The organism is Paracoccus jeotgali (genome assembly GCF_002865605.1).
In the GTDB taxonomy this organism is placed as follows: Bacteria; Pseudomonadota; Alphaproteobacteria; order Rhodobacterales; family Rhodobacteraceae; genus Paracoccus; species Paracoccus jeotgali.
In genome coordinates, this window is the sequence record NZ_CP025583.1 from 1479232 (window position 1) to 1503172 (window position 23941).

Genomic DNA, 23941 nt, shown 5'->3' on the forward strand with positions numbered 1-23941 from the left:
GGGGGACCCCCGCGCCCGGTTTGCCATCACGAATCGAGCTTGCCGACGCGGGCGGGCGTCTGGGCGGCCTCGATCTCGATCCGGCGCGGCTTCAGCGCCTCGGGCAGCTCGCGGATCAGGTCGATATGAAGCATCCCGTCCTGATGCGAGGCACCGGTGACGCGGATATGCTCGGCCAGCGCAAAGCGGCGCTCGAAGGCGCGGGTCGCGATGCCACGATGCAGGAAGCTGCGCTCGCCTTCCTCGGCGGGCTTGCGCGCGGTGACGATCACGGCCCCGTCACGCATCTCGACCGAGAGGTCATCCGAGCAAAATCCCGCGACGGCAATCGTGATCCGATAGCTGTCGTCGCCGGTCTTTTCGATGTTGTAGGGCGGGTAGGACTGGGTGGCGCTGTCGGCCGACAGCACGCGGTCCATCAGATCGGCCATGCGGTCGAAACCGACCGAGGCGCGATAAAGCGGTGCGCGATCAAAGTGACGCATTTCATACATCCTTTCCAAGCGATGTCATGTCATGCCCCCGTGTACCGGGCGGCGGTGGTGTCAAGGCCCTTGCGGCGCCTCGGGTCTGATCTGGGAACCCGGTTTCGCCCTGTCAAGAGCCGTGCGAGGCGGTGCGATAGACGGTTTCTTAACCGGGGCTGTGCTAGCGCGGGGGATGAGGCAGCGTGGGCGCCGATCCCGCTGGCCAGAGGCAGGCGAAGGACTTATCACGGATCTATGCCAAGAACCGCTTCCCTAATTTCCGGTCTGACCGACCTTGTGCGGCAGATCCACGCCTGCCCCGCTTCGCGGGCCGGATGATGCGTCGGCGGGTGCTGTATGTGCCGGGCTACGACCCCCTGCCCCCGCGCCGCTACCGCGAGCTTTACCGGCGAGAGGGCGCGGCGCAGGCGGAAATCTCGGGCTATACCCTTCTTCAGCGCGAGCGGCGCGATCCGACCGGCTTTGGCTGGGCGGCAGGGATCGGCGACAGCCACGCCGAGTTCGAGGTGCTGGTCTGGTCCGACATCGTGAATGCCAGCATGGGGCAGTCGATCCCGGCCACCTATCTGCAACTGCTGCAGACGGCTTGGGCCTATATCGGCTCAGGCGCGCTGTGGCGTCTGATGCGGCTGCGGCGCGGGCCGGTGATCGCGGCGCTTTATCCCATCGCGGTGCTGCTGGCGCAGGCGGCTATCGCGCTGGCCCTCGGCGGGGTGCTGCTCTGGCTGATGCCGTGGTGGGCGGGGCTGCCGCTGGCGGGGCTGACCGTCTGGGCGGTGCTGCGCTGGTGGCGGCGGCTCGACGGGCGCATCTTTGCCTATTATCTGATGCATGACTACGCCTTCACCGCGCTGCAGGGAGGCGCCTATCCGCAGGCGCTGTCGGCGCGGATCGACGGTTTCGCGCAGCGCATCGGGGCGCTGTCGCCGCAGGACTGGGACGAGGTGCTGGTGGTCGGCCATTCTTCGGGCGCCTATGTCGCGATCTCGGCGCTGGCGCGGCTGGCGCGAGAGGGCCGGCTGGGCGATCACGTCTCGCTGCTGACGCTGGGTCATGTGGTACCAATGGCGTCGTTTCTGCCCGGCGCGGCGCAATTGCGGGCCGATCTGCACGATCTGGCGCAGGCGGACCCCGACTGGGTCGATGTCACCGCGCCCGGCGATGCCTGCTGCTTTGCGCTCTGCGATCCGGTCGCGGTGTCGGGATCGACGCCTGCCGGTGGCGGCGGGCCCAAGGTCGTCTCGGCCGCATTCCGCCAGACCCTGTCGCCCGAAAAACAGCGCAGCCTGCGCGGTCGCTGGTTCCGGCTGCATTTCCAGTATCTCTGCGCCTTCGACCGGCCGGGGGATTACGACTATTTCCAGATCACCGCCGGGCCGCTGCGGCTTGGTGAACGCTTTGCCCATCGTGGCCACTCACCCGGTCGCATCGCGCGCCCGGTCAACCGCTGGCGGCACGGATGATCCCGCCCAAGCCCGTCGCCGCGCCCGGTCGCAGAGGGTTTTGGCATTACCTGCGCGGCTTTCGCCGCGACCTGCTGTCCGCCCTGCCGCCCCGGCTGTTCCGGGCCTGGATGGCGGAATATCGCGCCGGGCCGATCCACAGCTTTCTGTGCAACGATCCCGAACTGGTGGCCCTGGTGCTGCGGCAAAACCCGGCAGCTTTCCCGAAATCGAACCGCCTGCGCGAGGGGCTGGCGCCGCTTCTGGGGCGCTCGGTCTTTGTCACCAACGGGCCCGAGTGGAAGCGGCAGCGCCGCATCATCGACCCCGCCTTCGAGGGCGGCCGCCTGCGCGAGATCTTTCCCCAGATCCACGCCGCCGCGCTTGCCGCGACCGAACGGCTGACGCCGGGCGAGATCGACCTGGAACCCGAAACCTCGCAGGCCGCCGCCGATGTCATCTTTCGCACGCTGTTTTCGGTGCCCATCGCGGACCGGACGGCCGCGCAGGTGTTCGCGGCCTTCCGTGCCCATCAGGACGCGCAGCCCATCGTGAACCTCGCGGCCCTCGTCCCGCTGCCCGGCTGGCTGCCGCGCCCCCATTCGCGCCGGACAAGGCGCACCGCCGCCCATATCCGCAGCCTGATTGCGCAGCTTGTCCACGCCCGCGCCGACGCCATCGCCAAGGGCACCGCCCCGCCCGATCTGGCGACGCGGATCATGACCACGCCCGACCCGCTGACCGGCGAACGGTTCACGCCGGCCGAGATGGTCGATCAGGTGGCGATCTTTTTCCTTGCCGGGCACGAAACCAGCGCCTCGGCGCTGGCTTGGGCGCTGTGGCTGCTGGCGGCCGATCGCGACTGGCAGGACCGAGTGGCGGCAGAGGCGCAGGCCGAACTGGACCCCGCGAACCCCGATTTCTCGGCCGTGGCGCGGCTGAACCACTCCCGCGCCGTCTTCCGCGAGGCGCTGCGGCTTTATCCGCCGGTCCCGATGATGGTGCGCGAGGCCGCCTGCCCGCAGCGTTTCCGCGGCCGCGATGTGCCGCAAGGCGCGCAGATCGTCATCTCGCCCTGGCATCTGCATCGCCATGAACGGCTGTGGGAGAATCCCGACGGGTTCGATCCCGGTCGCTGGGGAACCGAGAATGGCCGCGACTGCGCGCGGCGCGCCTATATCCCGTTCTCGGCGGGCGCGCGCGTCTGTCCCGGTGCTGGCTTTGCAATGGTCGAGGGGCCGCTGATCCTGTCGATGATCCTGCGCCAGTGGCGGCTGACGCCCGCCGACCCCCCGCCCGTCCCCGTCGCGCGGCTGACGCTGCGCGGACAGGACGGCATCAGGGTCAGGCTTTCACCTCGCGACCATGACGCGACACGCCATCGGTGACGCGGGTATAGGTGCCCTGCCCCGACAGGATGCCGCGGAAGCCGCCCGGTTCGTCCAGCGAGAACACGATGATCGGCAGCTTGTTGTCCCGCGCCAGCGCGATCGCCGAGGCATCCATCACGCCCAGATTCTTCTGCAGCGCCTCGTCATAGCTGACCTCGTCATAGCGCTTGGCGTCGGGATAGCGGATCGGGTCCTTGTCATAGACGCCGTCGACCTTGGTGCCCTTGAAGATCGCCTGGCAGTTCATCTCGGACGCGCGCAGGGTGGCGGCTGTGTCGGTGGTGAAATACGGGTTGCCGGTCCCCGCCGCAAAGATGATCACGCGCTTCTTTTCCAGATGCCGCACGGCGCGGCGGCGGATGTATGGCTCGGCCACTTCGTCCATGCGGATCGCGGTGATGACGCGGGTGTGGATGCCCTTGGCCTCCAGCGCGGATTGCATGGCCAGCGCATTCATCACCGTCGCCAGCATCCCCATGTAATCGGCGGTCGTCCGCTCCATCCCCTGGGCGCTGCCTTGCAGCCCGCGGAAGATATTGCCGCCGCCGATGACCATGCAGACCTCGACCCCCATCCTGTGGACGGAATCGACTTCGTCGGCGATGCGCGCGATGGTCGGCGGGTGCAGGCCATAGCCCTGATCGCCCATCAGCGCCTCGCCCGAGATCTTCAGCATGACGCGTTCATAGCTGGTCGGGGTTCTGGCTTCGGTTTCAGTCATGGGAATTGGCCCTTCCAGCGGTTCACCTGTGGCGCAAAATGTCGCAAAAGGGTCGGGGTTTCAACCGGAGAGCCGCATGGCGCGCCAGCACCTCATCGACCGCCTCGATCCGCAGCGCCATGTGGTGATCGCGGGGCCGACCGCCTCGGGCAAATCGGCGCTGGCGCTGGACATCGCGCTGCGGCAGGGCGGGACCATCGTCAATGCCGATGCGATGCAGATCTGGTCCTGCTGGCAGGTGCTGACCGCGCGCCCGGACGCGGACGATCTGCGCGCGGCCCCGCATGCGCTTTACGGCCATGTCGCGCCGGACGAGAGCTATTCCGTCGGCGACTGGCTGCGGCAGGTGGCGCGGCTGCCGGGCCGGCTGATCGTCGTCGGCGGCACCGGGTTGTATCTCAGCGCGCTGACCACCGGCCTTGCGCCGATCCCGCCCGTGCCGGCGCAGGTCCGGCAGCAGGGTGATGCAATGCTGCAAGCGGGCGGGCTTGCCGGGATGATCGCCGGGCTTGACGCCGAGACGCGGTCCCGGATCGATCTGCAGAACCCCGCCCGCGTTCAGCGCGCGTGGGAGGTTCTGACCGCCACCGGCAAGGGGCTGGTTGCGTGGCAGGCGGACACGCCCGCGCCCTTGATCCCGCTCGAACAGGCGCATTGCGTGGTGCTGGAATCGGATCGCGACTGGCTGGCGGAGCGCATTGCGCTGCGCTTCGACCAGATGTGGGCAGGCGGCGCGGTCGAGGAGGTGCGCGCCATGCTGCCGCACTGGGACGCGGCCGGGCAATGGGCGCGTGCGATCGGCGCGCCCGAGATCGCCGCCTATCTGCGCGGCCAGTTCGACGCCGAGACGGCGCGCAGCCGCGCCATCATCGCCACGCGCCAATATGCCAAGGCGCAGCGGATCTGGTTCCGCTCGCGGATGAAGCCGTGGGAGAAGCTGCGCGTCGGTCCGGCCTAATCTGCGTCCGGCGCGTCGTCCTGACGGCCGCGAAAGCCGGTGGCGACGACGAATTTCTCGGACGAATCGGAACGTGAAGCGGGCGGTTTCACATTCGCGACCTTGGTGAAGTTCTGCTTCAGCATCGCCTGCAGCCCCTGCTCGGCCCCCCCGGCCAGCACTTTGGCGACAAAGGTGCCCCCCGGCGCAAGGACGTCGAAGGCCAGCTGCGCCGCCGCCTCGACCAGCGCCACGATGCGGATGTGGTCGGTGCCCTTGTGCCCCGAGGATGAGGCCGCCATGTCCGACATCACCACATCGGCCTCGCCCCCCAGCCACGCCTTGACCTGTTCATCCGCGCCCTCTTCCAGGAAATCGAGCTGATGGATCTCGGCCCCGGCGATGGGATCGACCTCTTGCAGGTCGATGCCAATGATGCGGCCCTGCTTGCGGTCGGCGCGTTCGCCAAGCGAATTGATGCGCGGCACCGCGACCTGACACCAGCCGCCGGGCGCGCAGCCCAGATCGACCACCCGCGCACCGGGCACGAGAAATTTGTACTTGTCGTCCAGTTCAAGGATCTTGTAGGCCGCGCGACCGCGATAGCCGTCGCGCCGCGCGCGGGCCACATAAGGGTCGTTCAACTGCCGTTCCAGCCACAGCGTGCTGGACAGCCGCCGCCCCTTGGCGGATTTCACCCGGACCCGCAGATCGCGCTGCCCGCGCCCCGATGATTTCCGCTCTCGCGGACCCTGGGCACCGCCGCCCGGCTTCTTCGTCATCCTGTCACCCCGTTCAGCGCGTCGTCGGTGATGGCGCCGTCGCGCACCATCTGAGAATACAGCAAGCCCTCGCGCAGGCCACGATCCGCCACGGACAGCCGGCGCGTGGGCCAGATCCGCATCAGCGTCTGCAGGATCGCCGCGCCGGACATGATCAGGGCGTGGCGCTCTCGGCCGATGCGGGGGTCGTTGCGCCGCCCTTCGGGGCCGAGGGCCAGATAATCGCGGATCACGGCGTCGATTTCGGCCGTGGTCATGGTAAGCCCGTCGACGCGGGTGCGGTCATAGCGCTTCAGCCCCAGATGGCTGGCCGCGACCGTCGTGACCGTCCCCGAGGTGCCGATGATCTGAAAGCCGTGATCCGGCGCGCCCTTGGCATAGGGCGCGAAATCGGCGAGCAGTTCCTCGAAATACCAGCTCATCAGCGCGAAACAGCCGGGATCGTCGGTGACGTCGGCGAACTGATCGCGCAGCGTGGCGACCCCCAGCGGCACGCTGATCCAGTCGACCACGCGCGCGCCGCCGGTCCTGACCGCGCCGAAATCCGCGCCCAGCCGCATGATCGCGCGCGAGCGTTCATGCGGATCGACGTCCGACAGCTCGATCCAGACCAGCTCGGTCGAGCCGCCGCCGATATCCACGACCAGCAATTGTTCGGTCTTCTGGTTGACCAGCGGCGCGCAGGAAATCACAGCAAGCCGCGCCTCTTCCTCGGCGCCGATCACCTCGATCGGCAGCCCGGTCTCGCGCCGGATCATGCGCAGGAAATCGCGGCTGTTGCGCGCGCGGCGGCAGGCCTCGGTCGCGACGAGGCGCATATTGGTCACGCGATGCTGTTCCAGCTTGCGCCGGCAGACCTGCAGGGCATGGACGGTGCGCGACATCGAGGCACGCGACAACCGGCCTGAGGCTTCCAGCCCCTGCCCCAACTGGACAGGCTTGGAAAAGCTGTCCACGACCTGGAACTGACCCCCCGTCGGGCGGGCAATCAGCATCCGGCAACTGTTTGTTCCCAGATCCAGTGCCGCATAGAGCGGCCCCGAATCGGGCTGGCGGGTGCCTGACGGCTCAACCTTTTGTGCCGGGAACGCGTCCGCACCCGCGGGACGCCTGGGCGCCATGTTCACGCCCTCCGATATCAAGTTGACCTCAAGCTAACTGCGCGTGGCCGCCGGTTCAAGGGTGCAGCGAAACGCGATCGCGTGACGAGGCGTCAGCGGGGTCCGGGCTGGGGCGGTGGGGCCTCGGGCATGTCCGAGGTGCCGAACAGCCCCGCCAGCCCGCGCGAAAGCAGATTGGCGACCCGCGGCCGGGGCTGGGCGATGAAGGGCAGCGGGCGGCAGACCTCCATCGCGGCGATGCCCACGCGGGCGGTCAGCGCGCCGTTGACCACGCCCTCGCCAAAGCGGCGCGACAGCTTGGCCAGCAGCCCACCGCCGGCGACGGTGTGGATCAGATCGTCGCCCGCCGCCACCGCGCCGGTCGCCACCAGATGCGTCATCACCGTGCGCGCCAGCCGCCAGCCGCCGACCGCGCCGGCGCGCCCGCCATAGATTTCCGCCATGCGCCGGATCATCCGCAGATTGGCCGCCAGCGCCACCGCCACATCGACCAGCGCCAGCGGGATCAGCGCGGTGGCGGCGGCGACGGTCCGCGCTGCCGCCTCGATCTCGCGCCGCGCGTCCTGATCGAGCGCGGCAAGCAGCTGCGTCTCGGCCAGCACCAACAGCGATTCGGCGTCGAAGCTGTCGCCCGCGGCCTCGGCCAGATTGGCCCGCGCCCATTGCGCCTCGGGCCGCGCCTGATAGAGCGTGTCGAGCCGCGCGACCACCGCCTTGGCCTCGGCCAGATCGCGCTGCGCCAGCGCCTGAACCGCCGCCCGGTTGATGCCGTCGATCTGGGCAAAGCGCCGCCACGCCCGCATCTCGCGCAGCGCCATGGCCAGCACCGCCAGCGTGAACAGGCCGAACAGCACCGCGCCGACCCAGCCCAGAAGCGGCCAGCGCGACATCAGCCCGTCGATATAGTTCAGCGCCGCAACCGATAGCAGGAAGGTCAGCAGCGCCGCGCCCGCGTTCAGGAAGAACCGCGTCAGCGGCGACGGCCCGCGCCCCGCCAGCCGGGCGAGCATCTGCATCGTGCGCGGTGGCGGCGGGGGTGCGGGGCCGTCATGGATCGGCTCGGCATCGGCGGGGCTGGGGCCGGTGGCGTCGTCCTCGAACCGCGCATGAGGCTTTTCCGGCTTGCGCGGCGCGGGGCGGTCGTCGTCCAGTTCGATCAGGATGGGGCGGGGGCGTTCGGGGTCTGTCACAGCCGGTCTCCGATCAGGAATTCCGCGGCGCGGTCCAGCCGGATATGCGGCGGGCCGTGCCCCTCGCGGGCGGTATCGGCGGCGGGTCGGAACTGCATCGCCTCAAAATCGCCGTCCAGCCACGCCTGCTGGCCCTGCTGGGCGGCGTTCAGCAGCATCGCCGGATCGGCCGGCAGCTCGCCCGGATAAAAGGCCGCCAGCCGCCCATCCATCAGCCGCCCGCGCACCGCCGGCAGCTCATTGCCGTTCTGCTCGATGGTCGTTTCCGTCGTGGCCCGCAGCGAGGCGATGGCCAGCGCCTCGGTCCGGGCGCCGGCAAAATCGGCGCGGTCGCGGGCCTCGCGCAGCAGGGCGGTGGCGATGCGGGTCAGGCGCGGATGCTGCGTGTGGTGCAGGTGATCGGCCTTGGTGGCGGCGAACAGGATCCGCTCGACCCGTCGCAGACCCAGCATCTGCGCCAGCCAGCCCGTCCGGCCGGGGTTGAAGGCCGACAGGATGTCGGCCATCGCCCGGCGCAGATCATTGACCGCCTGCGGCCCGGCATGGATCGCGCCCAGCACGTCGATCAGCACCACCTGCCGGTCGATGCGGGCGAAGTGGTCGCGGAAGAACGGCTTCACGATGCGGGACTTATAGGCCTCATACCGGCGGGCGAATTCGCGATGCAGCGGCGATTTGCGCGGCGCGGGCGGCAGCGGCGCAAAGGTCAGCGCGGGCGAGCCCGCCATCTCGCCCGGCAGCAGGAACCGCCCCGGCGTCAGGTCGGACAGCCCGGCGAGGCGCGATTCCTGCAGATGCGCGGTGTAAAGCTCGGCCAGATTGCGGGCGGTCGCTTCGTCCAGCGGCGCGCTGAGGTCCAGATCCTGCAGGGCCGACTGGAACGCGGCGGCGCCGGGGCGGCCGGTCATGCGCTCGAGCACCTCTTTCGACCAGGTGTCGAAGCTGCGCTCCATCAGGCGCAGGTCCAGCAGCCATTCGCCAGGGTAATCAACGATGTCCAGATGCACCACCTGCGGCCCGCGCAGGCCGCGCAGCATCCCGCGCGGCTGCACCCGCAGCGACAGCCGCAGCTCGGAAATCTGGCGCGTGCCCTCGGGCCAGTGCGGGTCCGGGCCGGTCAGCGCCGCCAGGTGCCGCTCAAGCTCAAAGCGCGGGACGGTGTCGTCAGGCTGGGGTTGCAGCCACGCCGCCTTGATCGAGCCATCGGCGGCGGCACGCAGCGCCCCCATCCGGCCCCGATCCATCAGGTTCGCGACCAGCGAGGTGATGAACACCGTCTTGCCCGCCCGCGACAGCCCGGTGACCCCGATCCGGATGACCGGCTCGCCCAGACCCACGCCGCGCAGCACGCCTTCGGTGAAATCGGTAATGCCCATCCTGTCCCGCCTGTCATTGCCCCGGCGGATATCGCCGGAAGATCGGACCTTGCCTTCGGCCCTTGGCGGGTCAACCCGCGGCCCCGTATGCAGGTTTCATAGACGGGCGCCGCGCTGCCCCGCAAGCCCGCAGCCGGGCGGTTTCGGCTGGCAGGGTGCAGCCGCCCGCGCGATAAGAGCCGCATGAGCCTGCCCCTGCCCGATCCGCCCCTGCCCATCGACGCCGTGCTGCCCGCACTGTGCAATGCGCTGCGGCGCGAGGGGCGTGCGGTGCTGGTCGCACCCCCCGGCGCGGGCAAGACGACGCGGGTGCCGCTGGCGCTGCTGGATCAGACCCAGGGCCGCATCGTCATGCTGGAACCGCGCCGGCTGGCGGCGCGGGCGGCGGCCGAGCGGCTGGCGGCCAATCTGGGCCAGGCGACGGGGCAGGATGTCGGCTTTCGGATGCGCGGCGAATCGGTCCCCGGCGCGCGGATCGAGGTGGTGACCGAGGGCATCCTGACCCGGATGCTGCAATCCGACCCATCGCTCGACGGCATCGGCTGCGTGGTCTTTGACGAGTTCCACGAGCGCAGCCTGAACGGCGATCTGGGCCTTGCCCTGCTGTGGGAGGCGCGGGGCGCGCTGCGGCCCGACCTGTCGGTGCTGGTCATGTCGGCGACGCTGGATGCCGGTCCCGTCGCGGCGCTGCTGGACGACGCGCCGATCATCGAAAGCCAGGGCCGCGCCTTTCCGGTCGAGACCCGCCACCTGCCCCGCCCCCTGCCCGCCACCGCACGGTTCGAGACCGAGGCCGCGCGCCTGATCGCGCAGGCCGAGGCCGAGACCCGCGACCAGCCCGGCGGCACCATCCTCGCCTTTCTGCCCGGCGAGGGCGAGATCCGCCGGGTTCGCGCCGCGCTTGGCGACCTGCCGGCCGAGATCCTGCCGCTTTACGGGGCGATGGAGATCAAGGCGCAGCGCGCCGCCCTGTCGCCTCCCGGATCCATGCGGCGGATCGTGCTGGCGACCTCGATCGCCGAGACCTCGCTGACCATTCCCGCGGTGCGCGTGGTGGTCGATTGCGGCCGCGCGCGGCGGGCGGGATTCGATCCCGGCACCGGCATGTCGCGGCTGGTCACTACCCGCGTCAGCCGGGCCGAGGCGGAACAGCGCCAGGGCCGCGCCGGTCGCGTGGCCCCCGGCATCTGCTATCGCATGTGGTCGCGGGCCGAGGCCGGGATGCTGCCCGACTTCGCCCCGCCCGAGATCGCCGTGGCCGACCTTAGCGGGCTGGCGCTGGATCTGGCGAATTGGGGCAGCGACGGCAGCGATCTGGCCTTTCTGACGCCGCCCCCCGCCCCGGCCCTGGCCGAGGCGCGCGTGCTGCTGCAGCAGCTTGGCGCCTTGGGCGCCGATCAGCGCATCACCGATCACGGCCGCAAGCTGGCGCGCCTGCCGCTGCATCCGCGTCTGGCCCATATGCTGCAACAGGCGGGGGCGCAGGCCGCGCCGCTGGCGGCGCTGCTGGAAGAACGCGATCCGCTGCGGGGGGTGGGTTGCGACCTGACGCTGCGGCTGCGCGCGCTGACCCAGCCCGCGCGACACGAGCCCGCGCGCGGCGCGCTCGACCGCATCAACCGTCAGGCCAAGCGGCTGCAGCGCCTTGTCGCCGCCCGTCCCGCGACGCTGTCGCCGGGCGCGATGGCGGCGCATGCCTATCCCGACCGTATCGCCATGCGCCGGCCGGGGGATGCGCCGCGCTATCTGCTCTCGGGCGGGCGCGGGGCGGCGCTGCCGGACGGGGACGCGATGGCGGGCGAGCCGTGGCTGGTGGTCTGCGATCTGGACGGCGACGGCCCCGAGGCGCGCATCCGTCTGGCCCTGCCCATCACCGGCGACGAGATCCGCACCGCCTATGCCCACCGGATCGAGACCGTCGAGGCGGTCGAGTGGTCGGCGCGGGACGGTCGCGTCATCGCAAGACAGCGCGAGATGCTGGGCGCGCTGACCCTGACCGACCGGCCGCTGCCCGATCCCGACCCGGCGCTGCTGGCGCAGGCCCTGTGGCAGGGGGTCCGGGCCGAGGGGCTGTTCTGGACCGCTGCCGCTGCGCGTCTGCGGGCGCGGATCGCGCTGCTAAAGGGCGCGCCGGATGTCTCTGACGCGGGGCTGCTGGCGGATGGGGACTGGCTGCTGCCGTTTCTGGACGGGCTGCGGACGCGGGGCGATCTGCGCGCGCTCGATCTGACGCAGCCCCTGCTGAACCTGCTGGGATGGGAGGGGCAGCAGGCGCTGAACCGGCTGGCGCCATCGCATTTCACCACGCCGCTCGGGCGTCGGGTGCCCATCGACTACAGCGCCGAGACGCCTTCGGTCGAGCTGCGCCTGCAAGAGGTCTTCGGCGTCACCGAACACCCCCACGCCGGCGGCCAGCCCCTGCGGCTGACCCTGCTGTCGCCGGGCCAGAAGCCGGTCGCGGTGACAACCGATCTGCCGGGCTTCTGGGCCGCGGGCTATGCCGATGTCCGCAAGGACATGCGCGGCCGCTATCCGCGCCACCCCTGGCCCGAGGACCCGACGCAGGCCGACCCGACCCTGCGCGCCAAGCCGCGCGGGACGTGACGGCGGGTTGCCGTGATATGTGGGGCGTCTGGCCGGTTGGGCAGGGTCCGAATCGGCGGTCCCGGCGACGGTCGCGCCGGATTAGATAAAAGTGCTCACCTCTGCGCTGTCGCCTTGTCCCTCGCCGCTGCGATCCAGCGGCAGCCAAGCCAGACCCGTGGCTGAGGACGACGCGCCGTCCGGCAAGGCAAGCCCCTTACGGCCGCTGCGAGTCCTCGCCCACCGGCTCCGCCTGCATCCGCGCCACCCGGTGATCCATCACCCGGCGCCACAGCGGCGGGACCATCGCGATGGCGCCCATCACCGGCAGCGGATAGGGCAGCAGCGGGCGCATGTCCTGCGGGGACAGGCGCAGCGCGGGATAGGGGCGACCAGGATGGGCGTGGTGGTCCGAGTGTCGCGGCGCATTCACCATCCCCAGCGAGGACAGCGCATGGGGCGAATCCCAGCTATGCCGCGGGCCCACCGGCTCGACCCGGTCGCCGGTGCGGGCGCGGCGCAGCCCGTAATGCTGCACATAGTCGGACAGCAAAAGCTGCATCTGCGCGTAAAGGCACAGCCCCAGATAATCCACCATCGCCCTCGGCCCGAAGCCGATCCAGACGCCGATGATCCACAGCCCGGCCCCGCCGACCCAGATCAGATAGGGGTTCAGGCGCCGCGGCAGCCGCGCCCGCGCCCGCTCGGCGGCCAGCCCCTGCCGAAACGACCCCCACCAGGCGCGCGGGAAAAAGCGCCAGAAGCTTTCACCCAGCCGGGCCGAGTTCGGGTCGCGCGCCGTCGCCACATGGCTGTGATGGACCAGCCGATGGGCGCTGACGTGATGGCCGAACAGCAGGCTGACATAAATCGCGGTCCCCAGCCGGAACAGGCTGCGGCGGCTGCGGTGGATCAGCTCATGCGCGACGGCATTGGCGACCTGCCCGAACCACATGCCGGCGCCCAAGAACAGCACCACACGCTCGGTCAGGGTCAGTTCATTGCTGCCAAAGGCGCTCAGCGCCGACAGCAGCAGCGCGAAATGGGTCAGCGCCAGCAGGGTCAGCCCGGTCTCGGTCGCAGGAAAAGGCTGGCCCTCCTCGGCATCGCCGAAGGACAGGCCCGCCAGCATATCGGCCAAGGGTGCCAGCACTGCCATCCACAGCAGGCCCAGCCACAGCGGCCAGCCGCCGACCTCGGCCCCGCGGATCAGCAGCGCGGCCGGCAGGATTCCGGCCGCGGCATAGGCGAGTGCCGGGGGCACGAGATGCGAACCCCGACGCGGCGCCACGGTCAGTCCAGCCCGACCAGCGCGCGGGCGAAATCGCGCGGCTCGAACGCGTCGAGATCGTCGATCTGCTCGCCCACCCCGATGGCATGGATCGGCAGGCCGAAGCGGTCGGCCAGCGCCACCAGCACCCCGCCGCGCGCGGTCCCGTCCAGCTTGGTCATCACCAGCCCGGACACGTCGGCGAGACGCCGGAACGTCTCGACCTGCGAGATGGCGTTCTGGCCCGTCGTCGCGTCCAAGACCAGCAGCGTGTTATGGGGCGCCGAGGGGTCCTTCTTGCGGATCACCCGGACGATCTTGGCCAGCTCCTCCATCAGGTCGGCGCGGTTCTGCAGGCGGCCGGCGGTGTCGATCATCAGCAGATCGGCGCCCTCGGCCTCGGCCCGTGTCATGGCGTCAAAGGCGAGGCTGGCCGGGTCGCTGCCCTCGGGCGCGGTCATCACCGGGACGCCGGCGCGGTCGCCCCAGACCTGCAACTGCTCGACCGCGGCGGCGCGGAAGGTGTCGCCGGCGGCGATCACCACCTTCTTGCCGGCAGCGCGGAACTGGCTGGCGAGCTTGCCGATGGTCGTGGTCTTGCCCGAGCCGTTGACCCCCACCACCAGCACCACCTGCGGGGTCTTGGGGTAAAGCGGCAGCGGGCGGGCGACCGGCGTCATGATCCGGGTGATCTCGTCGGCCAGCAGCGTCTTCAGTTCGGTCGCGGACAGGCGGCGGCCCATGCGGCCTTCGGCGATGTTGGCGGTGACGCGCAGCGCGGTATCGACGCCCATATCGGCGGCGACCAGCGTATCCTCGAGGTCTTCGAGCATGGCGTCGTCAAGCTCTCGCCGCGGCTCGGCGGGCGTGGGCGGTGCGGCGCCGAACAGTCGCCCCATCAGGCCGGGGCGGCGGGTTTCGGGCGGCGCGGCGGGCTCCGGGGCAGCCGGTCGCGGCGCCTCGGCGGGTTCAGGCGGCGGGGGCGGCGTCACCGGGCCGGGCTGGCCGGGCAGCGGATCGGGCGGGGCGGTGGGGGCGGCCGGATCGGCGGGCGCTTCAGGTGGCGGCGCGGCGGGGGCTGGCGGGGCCGCGTCAGCTTGCGCGGCGTCAGGGGCGCGGCCCGGCGGCGTCTCGGGCGTGCCCTCGCCGACCAGATCGTCAAGCCCCTGCCCGATCCGGGAGGAGGATTTGGTCAACCGCTCGCGCAGCTTGGAAAAGAACGACATCGCCACCTCATTCGCTGGACCCGGAACCTAAGGCTTCGGGGCGGAAAGGGAAAGCCCGCCGCAGCGCAGGGGCCGGGCCTAGAACGCCTTGAAGGTCATCGTCGTCAGGGTGCGCTGGATCCCCTCGATATCGAACAGATGCTCGTTCAGGTAATGGCCGATATCCTGATCCTCGGGGATATACAGCTTGGCCATCAGGTCGAAATCGCCCGAGGTCGAGTAAAGCTCGGACACGATCTCGCGGTCATAGATCGCATCGGCAACGGCATAGGTCTGGCCAGGGGCGCAACGGAACTGCACGAAAACGGGGCGCATGGGATGTCTTTCGCTTGCAACGGGAACGGGCGGCGCTGGCCATGATTAGCCCGGCTGCGCGGCCCCCGTCCAGTCCCCGCGCTCGACCCCCGCCCAGAAGCGGCGCAGCATCAGCACGGCCGCGACCGTTAGCCCGATCAACAGCCCGGCCCACAGCCCGGTCGGGCCCATCCCCAGCGGAAAGGCCAGCAGATAGCCCGCCGGCAGGCCGATCACCCAATAGCTGATCCCGGCCAGCCACATCGGCCCGCGCGTGTCCTGCACCCCGCGCAGCAGCCCCAGCCCCTGCACCTGCAGCGCATCGGCCAGCTGGAACAGCGCGGCCCAGAACATCAGCCCGACGGCGAGCGACAGGATCGCCTCGGATTGCGGATTGGCGGGGTCGAGGTACAGCCCCACCATCGGCTCGGGCAGGATGATGAAGGCAAGGCTGGTCAGCGCGCCGAAGCCCGCCGCGATCCACAGGACCGTCACCGCCGCGTCGCGCATCATCACCGCATCGCCGCGCCCGGCGGCCTGCCCGGTGCGGATGGTCGCGGCATTGGCGATGCCAAGCTGGAACATGAAGCTGATCGAGGACAGCTGCAGCGCAATGCCATGCGCCGCCAGCGGCTGGGTCCCGAACCAGCCCATCATCACATTGCTGCCGACGAACATCCCGATCTCGGCCACCAGCGTCAGCCCGACCGGCAGTCCCAGCAGGAACACCGCCCGCAGCGCCGGCCAGTCGGCCCGCCAGAAGCGCTGCATCAGCGCGATGGGCCGGGTCATCGGCAGCCACAGCGCATAGGCGAGGATCGCCGCCAGCGTCACCGCCTGCGTCCCGACCGAGGCGATGGCCGCGCCGCGCACGCCCAGTTCCGGCGCGCCCAGATTGCCGAAGATGAACACCCAGTTGAAGGCGACGTTGACCGGCAGCCCGGCCAGCGTCAGCCACAGCACGACCTGCGTCCGCTCCATCGAGGCGAGATACGAGTTCAGCACCATCGCCCACAGCGTCAGCACGATGCCCCAGCCGGCGATGCGCAGGTAGTCCTGCGACAGCTGCGCCACGATCTCGGCCTGTCCCAGCGCCAGCATCAGCGGGCCGGAATACCACAGGACCGGCATCATCAGCACGCCATGAACCAGCGACAGCCACAGCGCCATGCGGGTGACGCGGCGGATCTCGGTCGTGTCGTCGCGGGCATGGGCGGTGGCCAGCAGGCCCATGATGCCGATGCCATAGCCCGCGCCCAGCATCATCAGGATCAGCAGGATCGAGGTCGCCAGCACCAGCGCCGCCAGCGCATCGACGGAATACCAGCCGATCATCACCGTATCGCTGATGCCGATGGCCATGCGCGCCAGATGCGCGCCGACCAGCGGCAGGCCAAGCGCCATCGTGGCGGCGATATGGGGGCGGTAACGGGCGAAGGACATGGCTCGCGATTAGCCAAGCCCGGACGCAAGGGCAAGGCCCATCGGCAGCGGCTTGGGCCGGGGGTCAGCGGGCCGTCGCGTTCATCGCCGAGGCCACGGCAAAGGCGAGTCGGCGGTCGGCGATCACCTCTGGCCCGACGGCGCCGGGGCGGAAGCGCAGACGAAAGGCGGCGAGGCGTTGTTCGGGCGGCACATCGGGATAGCCGATGCGGGTCAGGCTTTCGGCCAGCGGCGGCAGCGGCGGGGCCGGATCAAGTGCAGCAGGCCCCACTGCCAGCCCCAGCCGCACCAGCCGCGCCCAATCGAAACGCGGACCGGGGTCGCATTTCCGGCCCGGCGCCATGTCGGAATGGCCGATGACGCCGGCGGGGCCGATCTGCCAGCGCGCCATGATCTGCGGCAGCAGCCGGCACAGCGCATCCATCTGCGCCGCCGCAAAGGGCCGGTCGCCGGGATTGACCAGTTCGATCCCGATGGACCGCGAGTTGATGTCCTGATGCCCCTGCCAGCTTCCTGCCCCGGCATGCCAGGCGCGGCGATCCTCGGGGACCAGCGCCTCGGTCGCGCCATCCTCGTCGATCAGCCAATGCGCGCTGACCTCGGCCGCCGGATCGCAAAGGCGGCTGCGGGCGGATGCGGCGTCGATCATGCCGGTGAAATGCAGAACGATCAGCGTCGGGTGCAGGCCGTTCTGGCGCGGGCCGTGATTGGGGCTGGGAAAGGACATGGTGGCGGTGGATCGGCGCCCGGCAGGCTTTGCCCGCCGGGGCCGGACAGGTCTTACATCGCGCCTTGGCGGTAGGGGCCGGGCTCCCAGCCGCAGACATAGCCGTCGCCATCGGGATCGAGGCCCAGCGGGTCAAGCTGCGGGCCGCCCTGCGCCAGGAAGGCAAGCTGCGCCTGCCCGGCCTCGGCATAGGCCGCACAGGCCTGCGAGGCGACCACGGCAGAGCCGCCGGACCGCGCATAGACCTGCATCCCCATCGGATGCTGCTGACCCATCGCATAGGTCGCCAGCAGATCGACGCCCGGCGTGGTGGTGCCCGCGACCGGGCCGGCGACAGGGGCGGCGACCGGGGCCACGACCGCAACCCGCGCGGCCCGCTTGACCGGCACTCGGGCCGAGGGCAGCCGCTTGCCGGTCGCCGGATCGACATAGGCACCGCCGGTCTTGGGTGCGCGGTTGCCCCGGATCGGCGCGGTGGCGACCTGCGCGACGCCGGTGGTGGTGCCGCGCACCCGTTCCCACAGCGTCGGGGTCTGGATCATCTCGGGCGTCGGCGCCTCGAAGGGGCGCGTCATCGGCACCGTCTGGGGCGCCGGCGCGCGGCCGGTCAGCGCCACCTCGCGCGTGGCGCGATACTGGTCATAACTCGTCGCGCTGTCGAAGCGGTAACGGGGGTCGAGCACCTGGCCGCGCCCGTCGGCACAGGCGGACAGCGCCACAAGGCAGATCAGTCCTAGAGCAGTTTTTCTCATTTTTACGGTTCCTGTCCCGATCGTTACCACCATTTGTCCGGCCGGCCGACAAAGCCTGCGGCACGCTCCAGAACACTGGCATGATTCAGCAGTTCGGCCTCGGCAAAGGGCCGCCCGATCAATTGCAGCCCCAGCGGCAGACCGTCGGCGTTCAGCCCGACCGGCACCGAGATGCCCGGCAGACCGGCAAGGTTCACCGTCACCGTGAAGACGTCGTTGAGATACATCTCGACCGGGTCCTTGCCCGCCATCTCGCCCAGCCCGAACGCGGCCGAGGGCGTGGCGGGGGTCAGGATCGCGTCCACGCCCGCGGCATACGCCTGGTCGAAGTCGCGCTTGATCAGCGCCCGGACCTTGCGGGCGCGGTTGTAATAGGCGTCATAGAACCCCGCCGACAGCACATAGGTGCCGATCATCACCCGGCGCTGCACCTCGGGGCCAAAGCCTTCGGCGCGAGTCTTTTCATACATCTGCACGATGCCGTCCCCGGCGCCCAGCCGCGCGCGGTGGCCATAGCGCACCCCGTCATAGCGGGCCAGGTTCGACGACGCCTCGGCCGGGGCGATCACGTAATAGGCGGGCAGCGCGTAGCGGGTATGGGGCAGCGAGATCTCGACGATCTCGGCGCCCGCATCGCGCAGCATGTCGGCGCCCTTCTGCCACAGGGCCTCGATCTCGGCGCCCATGCCGTCCATGCGGTATTCGCGCGGGATGCCGATCTTCTTGCCGCGGATGTCGCCGGTCAGCGCAGCCTCGTAATCCGGGACCGGAAGATCGGTGCAGGTCGAGTCGCGGTCATCGGCCGAGGCCATCGCGCCCAGCATGATTGCCGCATCGCGCACCGTCCGCGTCATCGGCCCGGCCTGATCCAGCGACGAGGCAAAGGCGATGGTCCCCCAGCGGCTGACCCGGCCATAGGTGGGCTTCAGCCCCACGATTCCGGTGAACGCCGCCGGCTGGCGGATCGAGCCGCCGGTATCGGTGCCGGTCGCGCCCAGACACAGATCCGCCGCCACCGCCGCCGCCGAACCGCCCGAAGACCCGCCAGGCGTCAACGCCGTCTCGCCCACGCGCCACGGGTTGACCGCATTGCCATAGACGCTGGTCTCGTTGGAACTGCCCATGGCGAACTCGTCCATGTTCAGCTTGCCCAGCATGACCGCGCCGGCATCCCACAGGTTCTGGGTCACGGCGGATTCGTATTCGGGACGGAAGCCTTCCAGAATCCCGCTCGCGGCCTGGGTGGGCACGCCGCGCGTGCAGAACAGGTCCTTGATGCCGACCGGAATCCCGGTCATCGCCGCGCCGTCGCCGGCCTTGATGCGGTGATCGGCCGCCCGCGCCATTTCCAGCGCCAGATCCGGGGTCTGGTGGACAAAGGCGTTCAGCGCCCCAGCACCTTCGACAGCGGCAAGACAAGCCTCGGTCAGCTCGACCGCGGACAGCTTGCCGGCGCGCATGGCGTCGCGGGCCTCGGCAATGGTCAATTCGTTCAGCGCGCTCATTCCACCACCTTCGGCACGGCAAAGAAGCCTTCGCGGGCATCGGGAGCGTTGGCCAGCACTTTCTGCTGATAATTCCCGTCGCTGACCACATCCTTGCGCAGCTTGAGGCGCATCGGCGTGACCCCGGTCATCGGCTCGACGCCCTCCACATCCACCTCGTTCAGCTGCTCCATGAACTGCAGCATATGGCTCAGCTCGGCCGCGAGCGCCGGCAGATGGCTCTGATCGACCGCGATGCGGGCCAGATGCGCGACCTTGCGCGCCTCATCTTCAGTGATGGACATGGAAGCTCCTTGTATCTGGCGCCGGGTTTAGCCGCGCCGGCAACGCGCTGCAAGCATGCCGGTTCGGGCTTTCCCCTGCGGGATGGCGGGGTCTCAGGGGGTGAAGCTTTGCATGATCTCGGGTTCGATCAGCCGCGCCTTCAGCGCCTTCAGGGGCGAGATGTCGGGTTCCAGCGCCGGGAAGGTCCGGTAATGCGAGCAGACGATGCTGTCGAAATCGAACCAGCGCCGCGCCGCATAGGCGGCCCGCGCCGGGTCCATGGTGAAATGCCCGCCGACCGAGAGGATGCCGATATCGGGTTTGTGCAGATCGCCCATCCATTCCATGTCGGCCATGATGTCGGTGTCGCCCGAGTGATAGATCACCCGCCCCTCGCCCGCGATCATGTAGCCGGATTCGTGCCCGGCATAGACCGGCCGCCCATCCCCATCCGCGAACGAGGATGAGTGCGTCGCGTTGACCATGGTGACAGACGCGCCCCCCAGATCGACGGTGCCGCCCTTGTTGAAGCCGATCACCTCGATCCCGTGATGCTTTTCCCAGTATTGCATCAGATCGAAGATGCCCGCGACGGGGATGCCCAGCTCTTTCGCGATGCCGGGGGCGTCGGTGGCGTGGTCGAAATGACCGTGGGTCATCAGGATATGGGTCGCGCCCGCCAGCGCCTCGTCGCGGCGTTCGGCCGGAAAGACCGGGCTGTCCTTTACCCAGGGGTCGATCAGGATCACCGCCTGCTCGATCTCGATCCGCCAGCTTGCGTGGCCCAGCCAGGTCAGTTTCATCGCTTCCTCCGTTGATCCGCGGCTACGCGCCGCCCTTGGCGCAGCCTAGCACCCCGGTTGCGACAAAAAAACCGCGTCGATTCATGATTAAGGGTTGCGTTAACTCATTTTTGATCTGCTATAGGTTGCAAATTGGAGAAGCGTTGACGCGTGCAAGCTGAAAGATCGGGGCGAGAATGTCTTATCTGATCCAGGCCTTTACCTTCGACAGCCCGGTGCCGGTCTTAGGTGGCTTCCCCCTCACCTATCAAAGCGGAGCGCTGTTTTCCCAAGCGCAGCGGACCGACATATACCTCGCGGACCCCGGCGACAGCTTCGATCGTATCGTCGACTTCAATGCTGGCGGGCAAGAACTGCTGGAAGATCTTGACCTTGGTCAGGGCGAGGTGATCAACGCCGGCACGCCGTTGACCTTTCGCGTCAACACCGTCAGCGAGGTTTTGCAGCCGGGGACGAACCATCTTTATTACGTGTTCATTCCGCATCAGGCCACCGGCTCGATTAACTCTCCCGCACCGCTTGGCGGCGGACGCACGGTCTTTGTCATCGCGGCGAAGGGGACCCCGCCCCTCGACCCCCAGAAAGACTACAACTGGGACATCGGCAACAACCTTAACCGGCTGTCCACCGACCACACAGCAATCCCCTGCTTCGCCACCGGCACCCTGATCGACACCGCGAACGGGATGCGCGCGGTCGAGACGCTGGTGGCGGGGGATCTGGTGCGGACGCGGGATCGGGGGCTGCGTCCGGTGGCCTGGGCCGGCGGGCGGCACCTGCCGGCGCGAGAGCTGGACGCCGCCCCGCATCTGCGCCCGATCCTGATCCGGTCCGGCGCGCTTGGGCCGGGGCTGCCGGCGCATGATCTGACCGTCTCGCCGCAGCATCGGGTGCTGATTCACTCGAAGATCGCCGCCCGTCTGGTCGGGCAGGCCGAGGCGCTGGTGGCGGCCAAGCATCTGTGCGGTCTGCCGGGGATCGCGGTGCTGAATCCCGGCGGCGGGGTCGGCTATCACCACCTGCTGTTCGACCGGCACGAGCTGGTCTGGTCGAACGGATGCTGGACCGAATCGCTGTTCACCGGGCCGCAGGCGATGGCCGCCCTTGGCAGCGCCGCCCGCCGCGAGATTAGGGCGATCCTGCCGCAACTGTTCGACGGCACCGCCCCCACCGGCGCGCGCCAGTTTCTGACCGGCCGCGAGGGCCGAGAGCTGACGCGCCGCCACCTCAAGCACGGCCGCGCCTTGGTGATGCAGGCGGACGACTGAGCCGCGCTAGCCCTGCGCCCTGTCCACCGGCTTCAACCCGCGCAGATACCGCGCCGATTTGTCGCAATAGGACTGCGCTGAGCCCAGCAGCGCCTGATATTGCGCGTCGTCGATGTCACGCACGGTCCGCGCCGGGGCGCCCATGACCAGCACGCGCGAGGCGATCTCTTTGCCCTCGGAGACCAGCGCCTGCGCGCCGATCAGCGAGCCCTCGCCAATGCGGGCGCCGTTCAGCACCGTGGCCCCCATCCCGATCAGCGAGCCGGACCCGATCACGCAGCCATGCAGCATGGCGCGGTGGCCCACGGTCACATTCTCGCCCACATGCACGGGAAAACCGGGATCGGTGTGGATGCAGGACAGGTCCTGGATGTTCGAGCCGCGGCCGATGCGGATCTCGTCATTGTCGCCGCGCAGCACGGCGCCCCACCAGATGCTCGCGCCCGGTTCGATCACCACGCGCCCGATGATCTGCGCGTCGGGCGCGATCCAGACATCGTCGGCGATTTGGGGCGTCACCCCGTCCAGTTCCCAGATCATGCCGATCAGCCCTCCATCAGCGCCTTGACGAATGTTCCCAGACCCTTCTGCCGTTCGCGCCGCAGCCGCTCGGCGGTCAGGATCGCGACCAGCTGCTGGAAGCTGGTGTCCAGATCGTCGTTTATCAGCACATAATCATATTCGGCCCAATGGGAAATCTCATCGCGGCTTTTCGACATCCGCGCGGCGATGACCTGCGGCGCGTCCTGCCTGCGCGAGATCAGCCGCCGCTCCAGCTCCGCCAGCGAGGGCGGCAGGATGAAGATCGACACCACATGCCCGCCCAGGGCCGAGGCGCGGATCTGCTGGCCGCCCTGCCAGTCCACGTCGAACAGCGTGTCGCGCCCGGCCTGCATCGCCGCCTCGACCGGGGCGCGGGGCGTGCCATAAAGGTTCCCGAACACCTCGGCATGTTCCAGCATCTGCGCGTCGCCGGCCTGCTGGGCGAAATCCTCGCGCGTGGTGAAGTGGTAATGGCGGCCATGCACCTCGCCCGGCCGTGGCGGGCGGGTGGTGGCCGAAACCGAGAAGGCCAGCGTCGGGTCCCAGTCGATCAGCCGCCGCGCCAGCGTGGTTTTCCCCGCCCCCGAAGGAGATGAGAGGATGATGAGTAGCCCGGTCCGGTCCATGCCTGCCCCTTTCGTTGGCGGCATTTGCCCGGGCTTGGCGGGGGGAATCAAGCCTGTCTTCTTAACCAATGGGTAAGATTTTCCCATGACCGCGGGCGCGTGTCGGGTATTGTGGGGTTGCGGTCATCCAGGAAACGGCGTTGCCGGGTGACCGCATCTGTGATCGGAATGTTTGTAATGAGTGATGATGTGAACCAGCCCCCGACCGAGGCGGGACCGGCCGCAACCAGCGGCGCGGGCCGTGGCGGCACTGGTCCGGGCGATTTGACGCGGATCGAGGGGCGGCGGCCCCTTGCGCCGCCGGGCGCGCCTGACGCGCCGCAGGACGGGCCGCCTGAAACGCGGTCGCGACGGGGCATCCGGCTGGCGGCGGATCGCTGGCCCGACCCGGCCCGCGTGGCCGAGACGATGCGACAATATTGGAACAGTCTGCGACAGGGCCGCGCCGTCCCCGACCGCGCCGATGTCGAGCCGCGCGGGATTCGCGAGGTGCTGGATTATGCCTTCATTCTGGAACGGATCGCGCCCGGTGCGGCGCGGTTTCGGCTGGCGGGCAGCCATCTCGTCGATCTGATGGGGATGGAGGTGCGCGGGATGCCGGTCTGTTCGGTCCTGAACCCCGACAGCCGGGGGCGGTTCTCGGATGTGCTCGAATCGGTCTTCAAGGCACCGCAGACCGCCGAACTGACCCTGCGGGCCGAGGCCAGCTATGGGCGCCCGGTGCTGGTCGGGCGGATGCTGCTGCTGCCGCTGAAATCGGATCTGGGCGATGTGACCCGGGCGCTTGGCTGTCTGGCGACGCAGGGCCAGATCGGGCGCGGGCCGCGCCGCTTCGACATGACCGGCGAGACGGTGGCCCCGCTGATCCAGGGTGCGCGTGCCCTGCCCCCCGGCCCCGGCGCCACCGGCTTTGGCGAGGAACCGCTGCCGTGGCGCCCCCCGATGCTCTCCCGCCCCCCGCGCGAGCCGCTGCGCCCTGATGCCACGCCCGAAGAGCGCCGCGCGCGGTTCCGGGTGATCGAGGGGCCAGAGGACTGATCTGGCGGCGCGGGAATGGCGGCGCGTTTGGTCATTGCGGCTGCCGGGCCCATATCTGTCACGCGAACAGCCGCCGGCCAGCCGCGCCGCAGATGCCTTTGCGCCTCCGTCTGGCGATGCCGGTGATTCTTCGCTAGATACGGGCGCAACA

General features: G+C 69.6%; 23 protein-coding genes. 6 read left to right on the plus strand and 17 right to left on the minus strand.

What is annotated here, in order from left to right; all coding sequences use genetic code 11:
• Positions 1 to 26: 26 nt before the first annotated feature.
• Positions 27 to 485 carry an Hsp20 family protein gene (locus CYR75_RS07275; protein WP_101500928.1) on the minus strand — a complete coding sequence of 153 codons (459 nt, stop codon included), beginning with the start codon at positions 483 to 485 and terminating at the stop codon, positions 27 to 29.
• 317 nt (positions 486 to 802) lie between these two features.
• Between CYR75_RS07275 and CYR75_RS07280 the strand changes: the two genes are divergently transcribed.
• Positions 803 to 1951, plus strand: coding sequence for a hypothetical protein (locus CYR75_RS07280; RefSeq protein ID WP_101499445.1), 1149 nt, complete (start codon positions 803 to 805; stop codon positions 1949 to 1951).
• Entirely contained in the window at positions 1948 to 3318 is a 1371-nt protein-coding gene (locus tag CYR75_RS07285; RefSeq protein WP_101499446.1) for a cytochrome P450, read from the plus strand. The genes CYR75_RS07280 and CYR75_RS07285 overlap by 4 nt, the downstream gene beginning before the upstream one ends.
• Here CYR75_RS07285 and pyrH read toward each other — a convergent pair.
• A complete protein-coding gene (gene pyrH / locus CYR75_RS07290) occupies positions 3275 to 4042 on the minus strand; it encodes a UMP kinase (RefSeq protein WP_101499447.1) in 768 nt (255 codons plus the stop codon). The genes CYR75_RS07285 and pyrH overlap by 44 nt on opposite strands.
• A 76-nt stretch (positions 4043 to 4118) precedes the next feature.
• Between pyrH and miaA the strand changes: the two genes are divergently transcribed.
• A complete protein-coding gene (miaA, locus tag CYR75_RS07295; protein ID WP_101499448.1) occupies positions 4119 to 5000 on the plus strand; it encodes a tRNA (adenosine(37)-N6)-dimethylallyltransferase MiaA in 882 nt (293 codons plus the stop codon).
• Here miaA and CYR75_RS07300 read toward each other — a convergent pair.
• From CYR75_RS07300 to CYR75_RS07315, 4 genes are all read right to left on the minus strand, one after another.
• Entirely contained in the window at positions 4997 to 5761 is a 765-nt protein-coding gene (locus tag CYR75_RS07300) for an RlmE family RNA methyltransferase (protein ID WP_101499449.1), read from the minus strand. The two genes, miaA and CYR75_RS07300, sit on opposite strands and share 4 nt — an antisense overlap.
• A complete protein-coding gene (locus CYR75_RS07305) occupies positions 5758 to 6882 on the minus strand; it encodes a Ppx/GppA phosphatase family protein (protein WP_101499450.1) in 1125 nt (374 codons plus the stop codon). The genes CYR75_RS07300 and CYR75_RS07305 overlap by 4 nt, the downstream gene beginning before the upstream one ends.
• A 92-nt stretch (positions 6883 to 6974) precedes the next feature.
• Positions 6975 to 8072: a YcjF family protein gene (locus CYR75_RS07310; protein WP_101499451.1), complete on the minus strand. Its 1098-nt coding sequence runs from the start codon at positions 8070 to 8072 to the stop codon at positions 6975 to 6977.
• Complete coding sequence (locus CYR75_RS07315; protein WP_101499452.1) at positions 8069 to 9448, minus strand: YcjX family GTP-binding protein; 1380 nt, start codon at positions 9446 to 9448, stop codon at positions 8069 to 8071. The genes CYR75_RS07310 and CYR75_RS07315 overlap by 4 nt, the downstream gene beginning before the upstream one ends.
• 183 nt (positions 9449 to 9631) lie before the next feature.
• Here CYR75_RS07315 and hrpB point away from each other — a divergent pair, with 183 nt between their 5' ends.
• The gene (hrpB, locus tag CYR75_RS07320; protein WP_101499453.1) at positions 9632 to 12052 is read left to right on the plus strand and encodes an ATP-dependent helicase HrpB; all 2421 of its coding nucleotides are present in this window, start codon (positions 9632 to 9634) and stop codon (positions 12050 to 12052) included.
• A gap of 196 nt (positions 12053 to 12248) precedes the next feature.
• Here the strand turns inward: hrpB and CYR75_RS07325 are convergent, their stop codons facing one another.
• From CYR75_RS07325 to CYR75_RS07365, 9 genes are all read right to left on the minus strand, one after another.
• A complete protein-coding gene (locus CYR75_RS07325; RefSeq protein WP_225972892.1) occupies positions 12249 to 13322 on the minus strand; it encodes an alkane 1-monooxygenase in 1074 nt (357 codons plus the stop codon).
• Positions 13323 to 13324: 2 nt separating this feature from the next.
• On the minus strand, positions 13325 to 14527 hold the full coding sequence (gene ftsY, locus CYR75_RS07330) for a signal recognition particle-docking protein FtsY (RefSeq protein ID WP_101499454.1): 1203 nt from the start codon (positions 14525 to 14527) through the stop codon (positions 13325 to 13327).
• Positions 14528 to 14605: 78 nt separating this feature from the next.
• Positions 14606 to 14842 carry an Lrp/AsnC ligand binding domain-containing protein gene (locus CYR75_RS07335; protein WP_101499455.1) on the minus strand — a complete coding sequence of 79 codons (237 nt, stop codon included), beginning with the start codon at positions 14840 to 14842 and terminating at the stop codon, positions 14606 to 14608.
• A gap of 45 nt (positions 14843 to 14887) precedes the next feature.
• Positions 14888 to 16264, minus strand: coding sequence for an MATE family efflux transporter (locus CYR75_RS07340; protein WP_101499456.1), 1377 nt, complete (start codon positions 16262 to 16264; stop codon positions 14888 to 14890).
• A gap of 64 nt (positions 16265 to 16328) precedes the next feature.
• Positions 16329 to 16991: an N-acetylmuramoyl-L-alanine amidase gene (locus tag CYR75_RS07345; protein ID WP_101499457.1), complete on the minus strand. Its 663-nt coding sequence runs from the start codon at positions 16989 to 16991 to the stop codon at positions 16329 to 16331.
• A gap of 53 nt (positions 16992 to 17044) precedes the next feature.
• Positions 17045 to 17743: a hypothetical protein gene (locus CYR75_RS07350; RefSeq protein WP_158644612.1), complete on the minus strand. Its 699-nt coding sequence runs from the start codon at positions 17741 to 17743 to the stop codon at positions 17045 to 17047.
• A 23-nt stretch (positions 17744 to 17766) separates the two neighbouring features.
• The gene (gatA, locus tag CYR75_RS07355; protein WP_101499459.1) at positions 17767 to 19248 is read right to left on the minus strand and encodes an Asp-tRNA(Asn)/Glu-tRNA(Gln) amidotransferase subunit GatA; all 1482 of its coding nucleotides are present in this window, start codon (positions 19246 to 19248) and stop codon (positions 17767 to 17769) included.
• Positions 19245 to 19532, minus strand: a complete 288-nt coding sequence (gene gatC, locus CYR75_RS07360; protein WP_101499460.1) for an Asp-tRNA(Asn)/Glu-tRNA(Gln) amidotransferase subunit GatC — start codon at positions 19530 to 19532, stop codon at positions 19245 to 19247. Before gatC ends, gatA begins: the two co-directional genes overlap by 4 nt.
• A 93-nt stretch (positions 19533 to 19625) precedes the next feature.
• The gene (locus CYR75_RS07365) at positions 19626 to 20315 is read right to left on the minus strand and encodes a metal-dependent hydrolase (protein ID WP_101499461.1); all 690 of its coding nucleotides are present in this window, start codon (positions 20313 to 20315) and stop codon (positions 19626 to 19628) included.
• Between the two features lie 176 nt (positions 20316 to 20491).
• On the opposite strand from CYR75_RS07365, the gene CYR75_RS07370 reads away from it, so the two are divergent.
• On the plus strand, positions 20492 to 21583 hold the full coding sequence (locus CYR75_RS07370) for a Hint domain-containing protein (protein ID WP_101499462.1): 1092 nt from the start codon (positions 20492 to 20494) through the stop codon (positions 21581 to 21583).
• Between the two features lie 6 nt (positions 21584 to 21589).
• Here the strand turns inward: CYR75_RS07370 and CYR75_RS07375 are convergent, their stop codons facing one another.
• Positions 21590 to 22123, minus strand: a complete 534-nt coding sequence (locus tag CYR75_RS07375; protein ID WP_101499463.1) for a gamma carbonic anhydrase family protein — start codon at positions 22121 to 22123, stop codon at positions 21590 to 21592.
• Between the two features lie 5 nt (positions 22124 to 22128).
• Positions 22129 to 22752 (minus strand): guanylate kinase, encoded by a 624-nt coding sequence (gene gmk / locus CYR75_RS07380; RefSeq protein ID WP_101499464.1) that lies wholly within the window; start codon positions 22750 to 22752, stop codon positions 22129 to 22131.
• Between the two features lie 177 nt (positions 22753 to 22929).
• Here gmk and CYR75_RS07385 point away from each other — a divergent pair, with 177 nt between their 5' ends.
• The gene (locus tag CYR75_RS07385) at positions 22930 to 23790 is read left to right on the plus strand and encodes a PAS domain-containing protein (protein WP_225972893.1); all 861 of its coding nucleotides are present in this window, start codon (positions 22930 to 22932) and stop codon (positions 23788 to 23790) included.
• The last annotated feature ends 151 nt before the right edge of the window (positions 23791 to 23941 follow it).